Annotated in this window: 17 protein-coding genes; 11 read left to right on the top strand and 6 right to left on the bottom strand. The window is 56.7% G+C overall.

The genetic code is table 11. The annotated features are described in order from the left end of the window. Positions 1-107 precede the first annotated feature (107 nt). Together VM163_08135 and VM163_08130 are read left to right on the top strand one after the other, a co-directional pair. Complete coding sequence (locus VM163_08135; protein HUT03842.1) at positions 108-1103, top strand: 2-hydroxyacyl-CoA dehydratase; 996 nt, start codon at positions 108-110, stop codon at positions 1101-1103. Continuing rightward, positions 1100-2839, top strand: a complete 1740-nt coding sequence (locus VM163_08130) for a hypothetical protein (protein HUT03841.1) — start codon at positions 1100-1102, stop codon at positions 2837-2839. Before VM163_08135 ends, VM163_08130 begins: the two co-directional genes overlap by 4 nt. Here the strand turns inward: VM163_08130 and fliP are convergent. From fliP to VM163_08110, 4 genes are all read right to left on the bottom strand, one after another. Then, a complete protein-coding gene (fliP, locus tag VM163_08125) occupies positions 2828-3634 on the bottom strand; it encodes a flagellar type III secretion system pore protein FliP (GenBank protein HUT03840.1) in 807 nt (268 codons plus the stop codon). The two genes, VM163_08130 and fliP, sit on opposite strands and share 12 nt — an antisense overlap. A 127-nt stretch (positions 3635-3761) precedes the next feature. Next, positions 3762-4811: a glycosyltransferase family 4 protein gene (locus tag VM163_08120; protein ID HUT03839.1), complete on the bottom strand. Its 1050-nt coding sequence runs from the start codon at positions 4809-4811 to the stop codon at positions 3762-3764. 78 nt (positions 4812-4889) lie between these two features. After that, positions 4890-5759 (bottom strand): sigma-70 family RNA polymerase sigma factor, encoded by an 870-nt coding sequence (locus tag VM163_08115; protein HUT03838.1) that lies wholly within the window; start codon positions 5757-5759, stop codon positions 4890-4892. 187 nt (positions 5760-5946) lie between these two features. Beyond that, positions 5947-6366 carry a secondary thiamine-phosphate synthase enzyme YjbQ gene (locus tag VM163_08110; protein HUT03837.1) on the bottom strand — a complete coding sequence of 140 codons (420 nt, stop codon included), beginning with the start codon at positions 6364-6366 and terminating at the stop codon, positions 5947-5949. A gap of 208 nt (positions 6367-6574) precedes the next feature. On the opposite strand from VM163_08110, the gene VM163_08105 reads away from it, so the two are divergent. From VM163_08105 to VM163_08075, 7 genes are all read left to right on the top strand, one after another. Next, the gene (locus VM163_08105; protein HUT03836.1) at positions 6575-7333 is read left to right on the top strand and encodes a motility protein A; all 759 of its coding nucleotides are present in this window, start codon (positions 6575-6577) and stop codon (positions 7331-7333) included. A gap of 99 nt (positions 7334-7432) precedes the next feature. Continuing rightward, a complete protein-coding gene (locus tag VM163_08100) occupies positions 7433-8173 on the top strand; it encodes an OmpA family protein (protein ID HUT03835.1) in 741 nt (246 codons plus the stop codon). Then, positions 8148-8918, top strand: a complete 771-nt coding sequence (locus VM163_08095) for a flagellar motor protein MotB (GenBank protein ID HUT03834.1) — start codon at positions 8148-8150, stop codon at positions 8916-8918. Before VM163_08100 ends, VM163_08095 begins: the two co-directional genes overlap by 26 nt. Before the next feature lie 78 nt (positions 8919-8996). Next, a complete protein-coding gene (locus tag VM163_08090; GenBank protein ID HUT03833.1) occupies positions 8997-9545 on the top strand; it encodes a flagellar basal body-associated FliL family protein in 549 nt (182 codons plus the stop codon). A 133-nt stretch (positions 9546-9678) separates the two neighbouring features. Next, positions 9679-9999: a FliM/FliN family flagellar motor switch protein gene (locus tag VM163_08085; protein ID HUT03832.1), complete on the top strand. Its 321-nt coding sequence runs from the start codon at positions 9679-9681 to the stop codon at positions 9997-9999. A gap of 36 nt (positions 10000-10035) precedes the next feature. Next, positions 10036-10626 carry a flagellar biosynthetic protein FliO gene (locus tag VM163_08080; GenBank protein ID HUT03831.1) on the top strand — a complete coding sequence of 197 codons (591 nt, stop codon included), beginning with the start codon at positions 10036-10038 and terminating at the stop codon, positions 10624-10626. 123 nt (positions 10627-10749) lie between these two features. After that, on the top strand, positions 10750-11022 hold the full coding sequence (locus tag VM163_08075) for a twin-arginine translocase TatA/TatE family subunit (GenBank protein HUT03830.1): 273 nt from the start codon (positions 10750-10752) through the stop codon (positions 11020-11022). 30 nt (positions 11023-11052) lie between these two features. Here VM163_08075 and VM163_08070 read toward each other — a convergent pair whose 3' ends face one another. Next, the gene (locus VM163_08070; GenBank protein HUT03829.1) at positions 11053-12954 is read right to left on the bottom strand and encodes an oligopeptide transporter, OPT family; all 1902 of its coding nucleotides are present in this window, start codon (positions 12952-12954) and stop codon (positions 11053-11055) included. 165 nt (positions 12955-13119) lie between these two features. On the opposite strand from VM163_08070, the gene VM163_08065 reads away from it, so the two are divergent. Continuing rightward, positions 13120-14511: a DNA methyltransferase gene (locus VM163_08065; protein HUT03828.1), complete on the top strand. Its 1392-nt coding sequence runs from the start codon at positions 13120-13122 to the stop codon at positions 14509-14511. 188 nt (positions 14512-14699) lie between these two features. Further along, a complete protein-coding gene (locus tag VM163_08060) occupies positions 14700-15254 on the top strand; it encodes a hypothetical protein (GenBank protein ID HUT03827.1) in 555 nt (184 codons plus the stop codon). A 394-nt stretch (positions 15255-15648) separates the two neighbouring features. On the opposite strand, the gene VM163_08055 is transcribed toward VM163_08060, so the two are convergent. Next, on the bottom strand, positions 15649-17007 hold the full coding sequence (locus VM163_08055; protein ID HUT03826.1) for a glucose-6-phosphate isomerase: 1359 nt from the start codon (positions 17005-17007) through the stop codon (positions 15649-15651). Positions 17008-17336 lie beyond the last annotated feature (329 nt).

The raw sequence follows: 17336 nt of genomic DNA, 5'->3' as shown, positions 1-17336 counted from the left end.
TGATCTGGAGCCTAAAACGCGGAATTACTATGCACGCTCCTATTCTTTTGGCCCAGGTCTGTCGCCCGAGGTGCATTGTTTCCGACTGAGGATGGGTTAGTTACGTGATGATCGGCATAACAACGACTGTGCCCGTCGAGGCGATCTTTGCCGCTGGCCACACTCCGGTCGATCTGAACAACCTGTTCATCGGCCACCCCGACCGCAATAAGTTCATAGAGCGGGCTGAGAAGGACGGCTATCCGGTCACTGTGTGCGGCTGGGTCAAGGGTATATACGGGGCGGTTCTGTCTGAAGGCATCAAGACCGTAGTGGCCGTGTCCCAAGGCGATTGCAGCAACACACAAGCGCTCGCGGAGACGCTCCAGCTCGCCGGCGTGAAGGTCATACCATTCTCATATCCCTACGGTCGCGACAGAAGACTGCTTGCCGAGCAGATAGACGTTTTTTGCCGGCGCCTTGGCACTGATGTGGAGCAGGCCGAGCGGGAGCGCATTCGCCTGTCCTCCGTTCGCGAGAAGCTGCGACTCATCGACGAGCTGACGTGGCGAGAGGGGAAGTTCTCTGGGCTCAAGAACCATATCGCACTTGTCTCCTCGAGCGACATGCAGGGCGATCCCGTCGCGTTCGAGGCTTATCTTGACGGTCTCTTGCGGGATGCGTCACGTAGCGAGACGCCGGACGGCTTCGAGTCAGCGCTTAGGCTTGGTTTTGTGGGTGTGCCTCCGATCAACGTTGATATCTATGATTTCGTCCAGAGGAATGGAGCGAACGTTGTGTTCAACGAGGTGCAGCGGCAGTTTGCGATGCTGCAAGAGGTGGAGGGCATAGTTGAGCAGTACTCTCGTTACACCTACCCCTACGACGTCTTTGGCCGCATTGCCGACATCGATGAGCAGATACGTGTAAGGCGGCTGGACGGGATCATCCACTACGCGCAGGCGTTCTGTTTTCGCCAGATCGAGGACCTGATCCTGAGAAGAAAGCTGCTAGTGCCGGTTCTCTCGATCGAGGGCAACTACCCGGGGCCGCTTTCTGCGCCTAATCGGCTCCGGATTGAGGCCTTCATTGAGCAGTTGAGGCTCTCGAGGGGGCAACCGTGAATGCCCGCGCAGGACGGCAGTCCTGGGTGATCGCACTTGTTTTTGTGGCTGTGTTCTCGCTGGGACTCTTCCGCATCGTAAACTACGACATCTGGCTCCTTCTCAAGACGGGCGATCTAATACTCAAAACGGGCGCAGTGCCCAAGTCCGACCCGTTCTCCTACACGTCGTTCGCAAAGCCGTGGGTGATGCACGAGTGGCTGTTCTGTCTGGTCGCCGAACTCGTTAGGCGCCATCTCGGACTCGGCCTGCTAGTCGTCCTGAAGGCGATTATTGTCGCCGCCGCCTTCACGCTTGTCCTGCTCGCCGCTGCCATTCGCACGAGACTCAGCTCCGGCGCCATGATCGTAACGGCCACATTCGTGGCCCTGGGCGCGTGCGCCTCGCGCTTCAGGTTCCTTGCGAGACCTCACATAGTTAATCTTATCGGCGTCGCTGCTGTCCTACTTGTGCTCGAGCTCTTCTACACCGGAAGGCCAAAATGGCTGCTCTTGCTGCCCCCGGTGACGCTCGTTTGGGCCAACATGCAGGCGGGCGCCATCATCGGCCCGGCCTACCTCTGGTTGATGCTCGGCTCAGACCTCGTGTCCACCAAGTTTGGCCAACAACCAAAGCCAAAAGCCAACCACGGCGGCAGGCGGACGCTCGCTCTCGCCGCACTCGCCTCAACCGGCGCTCTCTTCATCAACCCTTACGGGCTGCGCATCCTCGATTTCGCAAGAGCTGCCATTGCCGAGCACGGGGCCGGGGGCGGTGTATCGGTCATGGAGTGGACCCCGCCCGGCGTTCGCTTCAAGCTCTTCTGGGCGCTCTTCGCCTTGGTCTGGGCGGTTTTTCTCGCGGGCTTCGGGAGATGGCGCTTACGAGACGCTGTTACCCTGCTGCTCGCATCCTTCCTGGCGATCATGGCGAGGCGCTACGTTCCCATCTTTTTTTTGATCGTAACTCCCGCCGTCGGCCACATAGTCTCGCAATGGTCGGTGTTCTCTCGGGACGTCCGGCCGCGACCTCGGGCACGCCTTCTCCTCCAAGTTGCGGCGGTAGGGGCTGCCGCGATTTGCATGGTGGTGATATTCGCCAAGCCCTCCGCTTTTGTGCCGGGCGTTGGAGTCAATCTCAGCGCATATCCGGTTGGCGGCGTCAACTTCATTGTCAAGCACAACATATACGGCAATATCTATAACTCGCACAGGTTCGGAGGCTACATCATTTTCAGGACCTATCCGGGCCGGAAGGTCTTCATCGACGGTAGAAACATGGTGCACAAAGCGCTGTGGGAGAAGTTCGCCAAAGAGCCATTCGAACAGATAGCAGACGAATACCAGATAGACTACGCCGTCTTGGACTATAAGTTCGATTCGAGGCGCCGGCAGTTTTCAGCCCGGTCGGTCAGATCGGCCGCCAGGCCGCCGCGTTTGGCGAAAGCAGAGAGGTTGTTGGACTGGTGGAAGCGTCATAACGGCTGGCATCTCGTCTTTTGGGATGACATCTGCGCAGTTTACGTTGATGGCAGCGATAAGTTCCGAGCCGTGCGCAGGCAGTTCGAGTATAGGTTCATCGATCCTACGGTCGCCAATCCGGCCTATCTCGCTGGCTACCTGGGCGATGCACGGACGCGGAAGCTCGTCATTGACGAGGCAGGCAGGGCGATCAGACAGTCGCCGAATTCGGCGTCGTGTCGGGGTCTCTATGATTGGCTTGTCGAGCAGGCCAAAGAAAGGCCGTCAGTGGAATGACCGGGCGAGCGAGCCGACGATGAGATACCAGCCGTCAACCATCACGAATAGCAGTATTTTGAAGGGCAGGGAGACCATGACAGGCGGCAGCATCATCATCCCCATTGAGAGCAGGACGGCTGCGACGACCATGTCGATAATGAGAAATGGCACAAAGATAAGAAACCCTATTTGAAATGCGGTCTTCAATTCACTCAGCACGAAGGCTGGCACGAGAACCTTGTTGGAGACATCATCCGGCTTGGCTGGCCGTTTCTCCTTCGCCAAGTGCACGAACAGCGCGATGTCTTTTTCCTTTGTCTGCTTGAGCATGAATTGCCTGATCGGCGACATACCAGCGTTGAAAGCCTCCTGGTAGCCTATGTCATTGTTCATAAGGGGCAGGAATGCGTCGGAATAGACCTGATTGATGACGGGACTCATGATGAAGTAGGTCAGGAAGAGGGCGAGCCCGACGAGGATCGTGTTCGGAGGGGTCGATTGAGTCCCGATAGCCTGCCGCAGGAAGTGGAAGACGATGATTATTCTGGTGAAACTGGTCAGCAGCACGAGTATCGCCGGAGCGAGGGTCAGCACGGTCAGCAGTAGCATAAGCTTTAGCGTGAGCGCGATGGTGTCCGGCGAGCTGGTATCGCCGAGCGTCAGGGTTACGGACGGAGCGGGCGCTGCAGGAGGGGCCGGCGCCTTGGGTGGAGCAACGGGCGCCTGAGCGAATGCGACACCGGTATTGCACCATAGGCCGAGAATGCTCGTGATGATAAGAGCCGCCAGGACGGCGCGTGTGGGTTTCAGCATGGACCTCGGCTTACTCCCATCGTTCATAGCCATTCAAGGTCAGACATATATCAGTATCGGCCTCATTGAATGCACAGAACACCATGTTCTGGCTACCTACCGAAATCAATTTCGCGGCAGCACGCATCTATACTATAACCAGTTGTTCGATCGTGTTCTCCCAACTGTGCTCCAATGACGCCTCGTATGCCCTCTCGCCGAGCGATCGCGCCAGGCTCAGGTCCGACGCGAGCCTGTCTATTGCGTCCGCGATCGCGTGTCCGTTGGGCTGGCAGACAAAACCGGTCTCGCCATCCCTTACTAGCTCTTTCGGGCCACCGCTATCCGTGCAGGTTATCACGGGCTTATGGCATTTGCCTGCCTCCAGCGTCACGAGCCCATAATCCTCGTTGAACGGGCCGTAGAAAACTGCGCGGCATTCGGAGTAATAACGGCTGAGATCGTCATAGCTCATCTCGCCCACAAACTTGACCCTGCTGCCAAGTCCCATCTGCTCCGCCAATCGCTTGAGTTCATTTTCTTGCGGCCCTTGTCCAGCGATAATGGCGTCAACGCCCGGCTTTTTCAAGTCGGCAAGAGCACGTATGAGTAGGTCGTGCCGCTTGAGTTCAACAAGCCTGGCTGGCGAGAGTATAAATGTGCCGAACGTGTGCTTGCTGCACCGGAGCAAGTCCGATGCGGGCGGATAGAGGACCTCTGATGGGATGTTCCCGAATTGCAGGAGCCTTTGCTGGATATTCTTGGACTGAGCGTAGAGCTTCGTGACGTTTTTCTTGAGCAGGAAGGTGTCGATCTTATGTAGTAGTCCCCGGCGCATTCTCTCCTTAAGAAATTGCTTTTGGGAGACTAAGCTGGCCGAGAACTTCTCCCACAGATCATAGTATTCGCGCATCCGATGATTGAACCAGCAGACGTGGACAGGGTGGCGAATCGCGAAGCTGGGGAACTTCAGCGAGATCACCTGGTCCACGCGCTCTGGGCATCCCTCGAAGCGCACATCAGTCAGATAGGCAGCAAGATATGCGGAAAACTGACGCCCAAACCGATTCTGCGGGACGGTCAAAAGCTGCGCCTGGTGGCCGAATCGCACAAGCTCTCGAACCAATGTCTCTGCGAGCAGCTCATTGCCGCCCCTGACGAAAGGCACAGTAGAAGTTACCACGCATATTCGTTTCATGGTTGAGGAGTATATCACACTGGTGGCGTGGTCAGGCGGCTCTCTGATTACGCATTGACGCAGGATGCAGTTGAAGGCTCAGTTGAGGACGACTGCGAGGTGCCTTTCCTTCGCGTAGAACCGCATGTTGCGCAGGGCCGCTGCCTCGATCTGCCTGATCCGTTCTCGACTCAGTCCCATCTCCTGGCCGATGCTCTCGAGGCTTCTCTTGACGCCGTCCTTGAGGCCGAACCTGAGCGTGATTACCTTCTTCTCTTGTTCGTTCAGCTGCTCAATGAGCTCTCGAAGTCGGTCCGTGTAGCTTTGGAGTATTAGCGCCCGCTCAATCTCGCTCTCACCGTATGTCTCGGCGTCGTCGAGATTCGCCTCGAGGATGTCCGTCCCTTGCTCCTTTGATGATTCGATGGAAATAGCGTCAGCCGCCGCTCTCATAAGGGTCTCGACCTCCGCCTCAGAAAGTCCAACATATTCGGCCACCTCGCGTGCATCGGGAGCTCTATCCAGCTTGTCCCGCAGGCATTCGTAGGCCCTCTTAATCGCCCGCAGTCTGATCGTTTGCTTGACGGGCAAGCGCACGACGCCGGCCTGCGCCGCCAGCGCTGACCTGATGGCCTGCTGGATCCACCATTTGGCATAGGTGACGAAGCGATTAGCCTTGTTGGGATCGAACCTCTTGGCCGCCTCGATGAGGCCTATGTTGCCCTCGTTGATCAAGTCAGGCAGCGGGACTCGGCTACTGGCGTATTTCTTGGCTATTGAGACCACAAAGCGCAGGTTTGCCTCGACCAGCTGCTCGATGGCGCTCTTGTCTCCCTTTCTTGCGCGTCGGCCCAGTTCGATCTCCTCTTCCCTTGTGAGAAGGGGTGTTCTCGAGATCTCATCAAGGTATGTGCCGAGGATGTCCTCGGGAGGCCCTTCCTTACGCTTGAGCCCGTTCTTGTCGCCCATTATTCTGAGTTACACCTCTGAAGCAGCCAACCCGATTAGGCATCGTATTGGCACTTATTGAACATAAACAGATTTCAAGATATTAAACAACCGACGTAGGAACAAGCCGCGCCGCAAACTGCCTCCGCCATGAGGCAGTTTCCTATCTTTCTAGCGGAGTTGCGGGCATGGCAGCGGCGACGGGAGCTCACTCGCCCGTGATCTGAACGAAGACTCTCCGGCTGCGTGGCCTGTTGTCGAAATCCAGAAGAACTATCTGCTGCCAGGTGCCCAGGACAAGGCCGCCGGAGTGAAGCGGCACCGAGAGCGAGCTGCCGATCATGGCCGCCCTGACGTGTGCAAAGCCGTTGCCATCATGCCATCTCAAATCGTGCTCGTATGGTATATCAGAAGGCGCCATGCGTTCAATCGCGTCCCTGAGGTCTTGAACGGCGCCCGACTCGAATTCGATAGTGCTCACAGCCGCGGTAGAGCCAGCGACTGAGACCGTTACAATCCCATCTTGCATGTTGTCCTCAGAGACAGCCCTTCTGACATGGTCGGTGATATCTATGACGTCCGTGAACCCCTTAGTGGAGACCTGAAACTCTTTCAGGACAACAGACATCTTATCTCCATCTACAAACAATATGACTATATCAAGCAGTCCGAACCTGGCTCCCCGCTTAAATAACAGCTGAGGCGTTCAGTCGGTTGCGAACGTGTGCGGTTAAGAAAACCTCAACCCGTTACGATATATAGGAGCGCATGTTGAAAGTTCCTTTTTATGTGCTTGGATGTCAAGTAAGTCTGAAAGGCAGGAACAGACAGGGGTTATGGACATAGCGACTATTTTGGGGCTATTGGTTGGCGCCGGCCTCATCCTGTTCGGGATTGGCGGCTCAATCACAGCTTTTGTCGATATACCATCTTTCTTGATCGTGGCCGGTGGCACGGTGGGTGCGGCGTTTATCAGTTTTCCACTGAAGGATATGATGAGTCTGACAGGAGTTGTCCAGCAGGCCCTTTTCGTTCGGGTTAAGCCCCCCAACGACCTTGTTAAGGAGCTGGTCTCGTTCTCACAGAAGGCGAGAAGGGATGGAATGCTCTCGCTGGAGGGCGCATCAAAAGAGATAAACGACGAATACTTGAAGAAGGGGATAGGTCTAGCGGTTGACGGAACTCAAGCGGAACTCGTAAAGGAGATACTCGAGACGGAGATGGACTACTTGTCCGACCGCCACAAGCTCGGTGCCTCGATACTTGAGGCGATGGGCGGCTATGCGCCTGCGTTCGGCATGGTTGGCACTCTGATCGGGCTTATTCTCATGTTGCAGTCAATGGATGACCCGAGCAGCATCGGCCCGGCAATGGCGGTTGCGTTGATAACGACCTTTTACGGGGCCTTGTTTGCGAACCTGGTCTTCGTGCCTCTGAGCAGCAAGCTCAAGAAGAGGTCTCAAGAGGAAAGGCTGCGGAAGGAGATGATAGTCTCCGGCATCATGTCGATCCAAAGCGGCGACAATCCGCGGCTGGTGGAGCAGAAGCTGAATACGTTCCTGCCGCCGAAAGAGCGCGAGACCTCTTTCGAGTAGGCTGACGCACGGGAGAAAATAAGGCTCTGCATCGGGCGGACATGATGCTGGGCGCAATCGAACTGAGAGGGGTCATGCCCTAAAGGCATAGGAGCCAAGATGGCCGAAGAGGAATCGCAAGAGCTTCCCGGTTGGGTGCCGCTTTTCACCTCGTTGATGATCCTAATGTGCGCCTTCTTCATTCTGCTCGTGGCATATTCGTCATTTGACACGAAGAGGTCCAAGAAGGCGATCGGATCGCTGCAAGGGACATTTGGGGTTTCCGGCTCGCTGGGGCTGTTTCCCATGAGCGGCGGGGCTTCCTCAATTCGCAGCCCCAAGGATGTGTCGAAGACCCCAAGGACGAGATCGAGGGCGCAAAAGGTTCGCGCGTTCACAAGATTCTGCCAGGCGCGCAAGGGGGTCCGTGTGCAGTACAGTTCTAAGGGCATACGAATTGACACGGCTGAACGAGTGCTGTTCGATCTCGGGTCCGCGAAGTTGAACAAGGGCAGCAGAGAGTTCTTGACCAAGGTGGCTGACCTTCTCGAGGAGTCTCAGAGCCGTGCAATTGTTGAGGGCCACTGCGATGAGTCGGACATCAAGGCATCGCAGTTCGCTTCGGGCTGGGAGCTCTCCATTGAAAGGGCCTTGTCGGTTACGAGGTTCTTGATAGACTTCGGCATCGACCCGGGCAAATTGTCCAGCTACGGCTATGGGCAATTCAATCCGCTCACCAGCGAAGATGGCGACAAGCAGAAGTTCAATCGCAGGGTAACAATGCTGATAGATATAGGGGATGTGCAGGGCTTGCTGAAAGACTCAGAGGAGAGAGATGGCGAGGAAGAAACGGGCGGCTGAGGGCGGAGGCGTTGACCAGCGTTGGATGCTGACGTTCTCAGACATGATGACGTTGCTTCTGACGTTTTTCGTGCTCCTGTTCTCAATGTCATCAACAGACAGCGAGAAGCTGCACCAGGCGATGAAGGCGCTTAAGGATGAGTTTGCTGCTCTCAATCTCGGGACTTTGGGCATAGGCGGCGGCTCGGCCGGTGCGCCGGAGAACCCCGGTCTGGTGATACGGCCGGACGAGATACGAGCCGCAGTTGACGAGATCAAGAGATTCATTTCGGCTGAGGACCTCGATGACGATGCTCAAGTCACTCGGGCAGGGCGAAGGATAAAGGTCTCCCTTGCGGCGGACGTCCTGTTTGATACAGCCTCCGTAGCGGTCAAGCCGGCGGCGCGGCCCTTGCTTCACAAGATAGCGGGCATCGCAACAAGGCTTGCCAAGACAGTGAGGGTAGAGGGCAACACCGACAGCACAGCAGTCGTTGGTCAGAGATTCAACTCGAACCTGGACCTCTCAGCATACAGGGCGACCAGCGTCCTGAAGACCATTTTAGAAGAAAAAACCTTCACACCGCGAGGCGCTTGTGTCGGCGCTTTTGGTGAGTACAATCCGGTACGTCCCAAGGAGCGAAATGACAGGGACAGAAGGGCCAATCGGCGAGTTGACATCTTCGTTGTTGACCCGCCTGACGCCGAATCGTTCTGGTATGCGCTGATGGAATCTTATCTTAGTAATGCAGGCGATAGGGATTGAGAAGTTTATTTGTGTCGAGATAAACTTTCTGGTATCTTCGACCTGTAACTTGTCAAATAGCTATGGAGACTGATTATCGTGGCGGAAAGTAACGGACAGGCGCAAGGCGTAGGGTCGCAGCAGGGCGGAGGCGAGACGAAGAAGAAAGTCTCGATTGTCAAGATACTTATCCTTCTTATGATCGCCGTTGTCGTGTTTGGTGGTGTTGCCGCAGGTGTTCTGTATTTTCTCTATGGTGTGGAATCGAGCGACACTGGCGGCGCCTCGAAGACGGTGCCCAGCAAGCCGCAAGAGTCCGGGGCGCCTTTGACACCAGCGGCTTCCACGGTGGTTAGCACCTACGAACTGAAATCGTTCATTGTCAATCTAGCGGACAGCGGGTCATATCTCAAGATCACGTTAGCGCTGGGCTACGGCATTGCAGAGCAGGAGCCGCTTCTAAAGAGCAAAGAGCCGCAGATAAGAGATGCCATACTGACGATATTGTCCTCCAAAAGCGCCAAGTCCTTGTCAACCAAACATGGGAAGATGAAGCTCAAGGACGACATCAACAAAGCACTGAACGAGTTGCCTGGTCTTGTTAATGTTGTTATATCTGTCTACTTCACCGAATTTCAGATTCTATGAGAGGTTTCGAGCTCCGAACCGAGCACCGTTGTGGTCGAGCCGATTGCCCTGGAGACCCCGCTGGCAGCACGTCCTTCGCACCGCGTTTGGGCTGCTTCGAGGCGCCGGTTGAGCCAGAAGCGGAGGCGGAATAATGGCTAAGATTCTGCACTCATCTGAGACTGTGTCCGTTTCAGAACCCATAGGCAGAAAACCGGACAAGGCTGCGCAGACCTCAATGGGTTTCCTCTCGGATGTCCCTGTTACAGTTTCGGTCGTAATGGGCCGGACAACCATTACTGTGAGGGAACTGTTAGAATTGAGTGTTGGCAGTGTTTTGGAGATCAACAGGCCGGTCGACGAGAGCTTTGACCTCAATATAAACGGAGCGCCGTTTGGGAAAGTGGAAGTATCGGTCATTGAGGACACCTACGGTCTGCGTATTGCGGAGATAGTTGATCCTTTCGAGGGGTAGGATATTTCTATCCCGACTTTCTGCTGGGGAGCATCGATGCGGGGAAAGGCATACTTAGGTTTCATTCTCATTGCGGGCGTGCTTTTGGCCTCGGTTCTCCCCGTCCCTTTGTGGGCTCAGGGAGAATACCTCGGCAATGCGCTGGATGAGCTAGCATCCCCCTCGCCCTCGCCCTCGCCCCCGAAGGAGGCCCCATCCTTCACTGAGATGTCGGTCCGCATGTTCATAGTCCTTATCGTAATTATCGGGCTGATCATCCTACTGGGGTTTTTCATGGGAAAGTTTCTGAAGGGACGACGGTTTGGGGCTGGCAAGATGGCAACTGTCCTGTGCGTTACGCACATCGTAGATAGGAAATACATCGCCGTGGTTGAGGTGCTCGGAAGAACACTGATCGTCGGGGTAGGCGCAGATTCGGTTGCGCTGCTGGCTGACATAGGGGCGGCGCTGCCCCTGGAAGCACAGGCTGCGGTCACTCCGGAGGGCACGAACCCTAAAGAGAATCAGGAAGGTTTCTCAGACGTGCTGGCAGACAAGCTCTCAACGATGGAATCAGACCAAGCCCACTCATTCCTGGACAGCCTCACTGACCAGGTGAAGAAGAAAATATCGCGCCTCAAGGAATAGCGCACTGCTCCGCGCTTCGGAACAAGAGGCCGCTGTAAAAAAGCGTTTTCTGGGGGGCGGACTTCTGGCTTGCATTTAGCCCAACCCGGTGGCATGTTTCCGACCATCGAGAGGAGAAAGATCTTGTTTGGCATTGGGTTGACGGAGCTTCTGCTAGTCTTTGTGATAGCGCTGCTGTTCGTTGGGCCGAAGAGGCTGCCCGGGGTTGCGCGGGGTATAGGTCGGGCTCTGGGCCAGCTCTCCGATATGTCTCGGCAGTTCTATATGGCGTTGACAGATGCCGCAAGGCAGCAGGACGCGGACGGCTCAAGCGTGCCCGATTGGTTCTCGGACGTTGCCAAGCCCGGAAGCTCGATCAAAGTTCGGCCGCTCGGCAAAGATGACGACAAGACGTAGCGGCTCCGTCGCTTGTGTGGGCTTTTCTGCTCAACTTGATCGGGCGGCTTTGTAGAGGACTACGGCCAGCCCGACAAATAGAGCCATTGAGACAGGATCTGCCCAGGGGCCCATCCAGTTGCCTCCGCCAAAGCCCGTCTTTACGCCGGAGTATGCGATGAGTGCGAAGGCAATGCCAACCAAGGCACCACCTGCTATCAGCCCCGAGCTGAACAATATCCCGCTCTCTCCCCGCCCCTTGAGCCGTTTGGCATTCCTGGTCTTCTCCACTGCGCTCTTGACAAGGGCGCCCATCATGATTGGCGTTGTGAGTTCGAGCGGTAGGTAGAGGCCGACCGCGAAGGGGAGCGAGGAGATGCCGAAGAGCTCGACGACCAGTGCGGTGAATGCCCCAACCATGATCAATGTCCACGGCATTCTGCCCTGGAAAACGCCCTGAACGACCATTTTCATCAGCGTTGCCTGAGGCGCCGGGAGCGCGGCCGAGCCGATGACGTATCCCTCGTGCAGGATGAACAGGGTGCCGCCGACGAACAGTGCAGCCGTCAGAACGCCCAAGAATTCCCCTATCTGTTGCAGCCGCGGCGTTGCCCCAACCAAAAAGCCCGTCTTTAGGTCCTGCGACGTGTCCCCAGCTATGCAGATCGAGATGCAGACGACCGCGCCCACGCTGAGAGCCGCGGCCATTCCCGCCGTGCCATCGATCCCGAACAGGACGAAGATGGCCGAAGTTCCCAAGAGTGTTGCTATCGTCATGCCAGATGCGGGATTCGAGGAGCTGCCTAGTATGCCCACGATTCTGGAGGAGACCGTAACGAAGAAGAAGCTGAAGATGACCGTCAGGAACCCCCCGACAAGGCCGATGTCAACCTGCGGAAGAAGCCAGATCGCTATACCCATCGCTACCGCGACGGCTGCGACGAGCTTGAGCGAGAGGTCCCGGTCAGTCCGCTTGGTCTCGGCGATTCCGAGTGTTTTGTAGGCCTTGCTCAGTCCCAGCTTCACGGACTCGACGAGGGTCGGGACCGCCCTGATGAGGCTCATTATCCCACCGACCGCGACCGCGCCCGCACCGATGTATCTGATGTAGTTGTGCCAGACATCTATTGGCTCCATTTGACTGATGGGCACGCTCGCGAGGAAGAGCGGCTCGTTGATGCGTGAGCCCAGTGCGTAGAACAGGGGGATGAAGACGAGCCAGCCCAGAACGCCTCCGGAGAGCATGTAGGCTGATATCTTCGGGCCAATTATGAACCCGACGCCCAAGAGCGATGGGAGCGTCTCGACACTGACCTGTGCGCCCTGCGGGAGGGGGAGCCGCCAGCTCGGCGTCTCCTTCCAGATGGCGAGGCCGTGAGGGTCCATTAGGAACTTGAAGATGGCGCCCCACGCCACGCCAAAGAAGACCTTCTTGGCCTTTGCGCCGCCCATGTCGCCCGCAACGAGCACCTCGGCGCACGCAGTCCCCTCGGGATACGGCAGTTTCTTATGCTGAGAGACGATCAGATAGCGCCTCAGTGGGATCATGAACAGCACGCCGAGCCACCCGCCCAAGAGCGCGAGAACCATGATCTTCAGGAGGCCAACATCGCCAATACCGAGCAGAATCATCGCCGGAATGGTGAAGATGACGCCGGCCGCAAGCGATTCGCCGGCCGAGCCGATCGTCTGAACCATGTTGTTCTCAAGCACAGTCCCGCCTCGCATCAGGCCGCGCAATATCGCCATCGAGATGACTGCCACGGGGATCGAGGCGCTGACGGTCATGCCGACCTTCAGGCCGAGATACGCGTTGGCTGCCCCGAACACTATCCCCAGCACGACGCCCAAGACGATTGATCTGACGGTCATCTCAGGCACTATGCGCTCGGCTGGAACGTAGGGCTTGAACTCCTGCTCGTCCTGATTTATATGCTCATTATCCTCTTGCATCGCCCCGTCCTTTGGCTTCAAAATGAATCATAAGAGAAAAGCCATTGTAGCAAATCCCGCTTCCACATCCCAAATCTTATCTGGGTCTCCTGTTGACTGCCGTGGTTGGAATCTACAGAATGCTAGAATCGTGGTGCTTCTATCGGACACAGGGGATTGTAACCAATGCCAACGACGCACAAGATAGTCTTCGGCGATAGCCGCTCGATGACGGAGCTGGCCGACGAGTCGGTCCACCTTATCATCACCTCGCCACCGTACTGGCAGCTGAAGGACTACGGCGTCAAGGGCCAGATCGGCTTCGATGACACCTACGAGGACTATATCAACAACCTCAACCTCGTCTGGAAGGAGTGCGAGCGCGTCCTGCACAAGGGCTGCCGACTCTGCATCAACATCGGCGACCAGTTCGCCCGTGCCGCATACTACGGCAGATACAAGGTCATCCCAATCCGCACCGAGGTCGTCAGGATGTGCGAGGCGCTGGGGCTAGACTACATGGGCGCGATCATCTGGCAAAAAGTAACGACCTGCAACACCACTGGCGGCGCCTCGATCATGGGCTCTTATCCCTACCCCCGGAACGGGATCATCAAGCTGGATTACGAGTTCATACTCATCTTCAAGAAACTCGGCGAGCCGCCCGAGGTCTCGGACGAGGCGAGAAAAGCCTCGAAGCTCAGCCTAACTGACTGGAACAAGTGCTTCTACGGGCACTGGAACTTCCCCGGCGAGCGAATATCGCGCGGCTCGGCGGGCAAGAAAAAGCCACCACCGACACTAAAGAGCTCATCGCCGTTTGGGGACGAATCGCCAGCAGTGTCGGGGCGCGAGATGAGGCCAAAAGGGGGCAGGGCGCCCGAGCTTGAGCACATCGCGCCGTTCCCCGAGGAGCTCCCAAAGCGACTCATCCGGATGTTCACTTTCGTCGGCGATACGGTGCTCGACCCATTTCTGGGAAGCGGCACCACGACTCTCGCGGCCAAGAATCAGGACCGCAGCTCGATCGGCTACGAGATCAACGCTGACTACCGCCCGCTTATCGAGCAGAAGACCGGCGCCCGGGATGTGGCCACTTTCGGCGGTGACGTCAGATTCGAGTTCATCGAGCAAGATGATAAGTCCGACAAGTCGGGCAGGTCTGACATCACAAATGGAATCAAGGCGCTGCCCTACATATTCAAGGACGTGGTCCAGATGACCCGGAAGGTCGATCCGCGAAAGAAGACCTACGGCTCGCGGGTTCGGGCTGGCAACGTGCCCGAAGAGGAGCTCCGCAAGGTGAAGCTCATCCTCGGTCCGTGGCTTCTGGAGCTCGACGACGAGACGAAGGTCCACCTGATCGGCTACCGGCCGATTGCGGGCAAGGAGGCGGAGGTTACCGCCCTGCTCGAGAGGCTCACGCTGGGCAAGAAGGTCTATTTAAGGGAGTCCAAGCGCTTCAAGTTCGACGACAAGGGCCGCCTGCTCGCCTACGTCTATCTTGACGACGACACCTTCGTCAACGCCGAGCTCATCAAGACGGAGCTGGTGGACATCGACACCACGTATGAGTGAGGGCCATCATTCCAGGCCTAAGTACAGGCTTCAGACCGTCTGGCAGGTGAGTCGCGGCAGTATAGTCTAAGAGTGTTTCCCACCGCCCGAAGCACAAATTTTTGACAAGCGAACTGTTTAGCGTTAGTCTTGTTAGGGTGTGTTTATTCGTTCTGGGTCGCAATGGGTGATTTGTCTGGGGAGTGAGTATGGCGACTGATGACGGTTTCATCTATCCGGGTCAGGATGAGAGTGACGAGCACTTCGTCAAGAAGTTCGAAGGCCTCTACCAGCTTCTGCGCGAATTATTCAATTCTGAGCTTGAGCGTTGGCAGCGACTCTACACTAAGATGGCTGCGTTTATGGCCGCGGGCATCGTGCTGTTGGGTTTCTCTCTAGGGGCCACTGACAGGATGTGGTCGGTACCCTCCGTGCAGTCCAGTCTCGCCCGGCTAGCGGCGGTGATAAGCCTTATGTCCGTTCTCGTTCTGGTTGCCGCTGTGGCTTTTTTTTGGAAGGCTTTGTCCTTCCAGACGACTTACTCTTTGCCCCCTACGAAGTTGATTGACCACTTTCGCGAGAACACATATGTGGACAGTCTGTATTCCGTGAGCCGCCGTCTTGCCGAGGCAACGGCTCGAAACCGTGCCGCCTTGGAGCAGAAAGTCAAATGGGCGCGAAAGGGGTACTTGTCGGTGTTGATTGGTTTGGTTATGCTGCTTGTGGCAGTAATCAGTTATGCGCTGTCTTACAGCAGGTTGTGATTAGGAGGAATGGTATGGTTCAGGATGATAAAGGTCACCCCACCAAGGCCAGAGATGAAGATCGGGAATCCCCCGGATCCTCTGGGCGTTCGGGCGGCGCACGCGTCAGAATCGACTCTCGCGTAAAAGCGCCTGAGCTGGAGGTGCTAGTAGAGAGTTTCACGGCCTCGCCGTCAAAGAAAAAGGAAGCCGAGCAAAACGATTAAGCTCCCCCATCTCACGATGTGAGGAGCCGGTTTCAATCACATTATCCAAGACTGACTCGCGCCCGGTACCGAAGGTGCTGAACGCTCTCGATGCCAGTTTGATCTGATCCTCACCAGCCAGAGAAGTGTAGGCAAACCGCATTACCAACCGGCACATATGTTCCGCCCAGGATCATCCGTGCCTTGCTTTAACGGCGCAGGCGGTCTTTGGCGATCTTCTTGCCCAATTCCACTCCGGGCTGGTCGAAGGCGTTGATGTTGTAGAGCTCGCCGGCGAAGGCGGTCGCCATCTCGAACATCATGATGAGCTGCCCCACGGTGGCCTCATCCACAACGGGGAGCTTGATCGAGCACGTTGGTCTCTTGCGTTCTTTGAGCGCAAGTTCAGTGCCCTTTTTCTCTGCGCTGAGCAGTTTGGCGAGCGAGTGGCCGGCAAGGTAGCCCACTTGTGGGTCATTCTGAAAGTCGTCAGGGATGGTGCAGTCCTGTTTGAACCGCTCGACGTCAACGAACGTTATTATCTTGTCGGCGGGTCCTTCCATGAAGAGCTGATTCTGCGAGTGCTGGTCCGTGGCGCCGATGGCGCCAAGCGGTGTCTGACCGGCATTGACCGTCATGCCATCGCGATTTGCGGCTTTGCCAAGGCTCTCCGCCCAAAGCTGGACGAACCAGTCCGAGAACGCAGCCAGCCGCGAGCTATAGGGGAATAGGACGTTGATGTGCTTGCCCTTGGTCGTGTCCGCCAGGTAATAGACCAGGGCGGCGAGATAGGCAGGGCTGTCGGTTACTACGCCTCGGTCGTAGCAGCCTTCCAGCATCCGACGAGCTCCCATCAAGAGCGATTCAACGCCGATACCGCATAGCGCAGCGGGGAAGAGGCCGACCGGCGATAGCACGGAGAATCTGCCGCCGAGTTTGGGCGGAATGGCGAGTGTTTTGAAACCCTCGTCTTTGGCCAGCCGCCGCAGGAAGCCATTCTCAGGGTCGGTGATGGCTACGACGTGTGATGCGACGTCGGATTGAGCGACCGCGCCGCGAAGTCGCCCGTAGGCGATGGCGAAGTTCGCTATGGCCTCAGGCGTCGTGCCCGACTTGCTTGTTACGACGAAGAGCGTCTTTGACAGGTCTAGCGTCTCGAGAAGCGCGGATGTCCAATCAGGATCGACGTTGTCGAGCACAAACCACCTGGGACTGCCATTTCGCTGCTCGGTTGTCTTCAAGTTGTGCAGGGGATCAAGCAGGGCCGAGTGGAGCATAGTGTTGCCCAGAGCGGAGCCGCCGATGCCGATAATCACGAGGTTGTCGAACCTTCCCGCGAGCCGCTTGGCAAGGGACTTGGCTGCTCCGATGCTCTCGTGATCATGCACGGCGTCAGCAAATGCCAGCTTCAGGTCCACACGCCTGTTCATTATGGCACGTGCTGCCTTGTTTCCTCTTTTTTTCGCAAACTCATCCAGCTCTTCACGCTCGATACCATTGAGACTGCCGACCACATCCGCCAGGGCGTTTTGGCAGTCAAACTGCAACAGCTTGATGTCGATATCCATCTCACTCTCCGAATCGGTAAAAGTAATCCTCCGGTTAAACGCTCACAAACGGCTACAAACCTCAATATATTTGACCGAGGTCCAGGGGTCAACCATCCCATAAAGCGAAAGCGGCAAGAGCTATCGCAAATCAGGACCTCCCATCGCTGGCCGGCTTGTTCCGGGCAAGATTCACTCCGGACGTAAAACAGGAGTTTTCGTATTTCCCTGTGCTGGTTGACCGGGTATGTGGCTATATGGGGGGCTTCAGGGTATGGGAAAGGTGGGATTGAGTTCTGGTGGCTATTGCTTGAGTCCCCTGAAAGGGGGCCACGTGAGTAGCCCCGTGT

Source organism: bacterium, from assembly GCA_035527515.1.
Classification (GTDB): domain Bacteria; phylum B130-G9; class B130-G9; order B130-G9; family B130-G9; genus B130-G9.
This window is presented reverse-complemented; position numbering and strand designations above follow the sequence as displayed.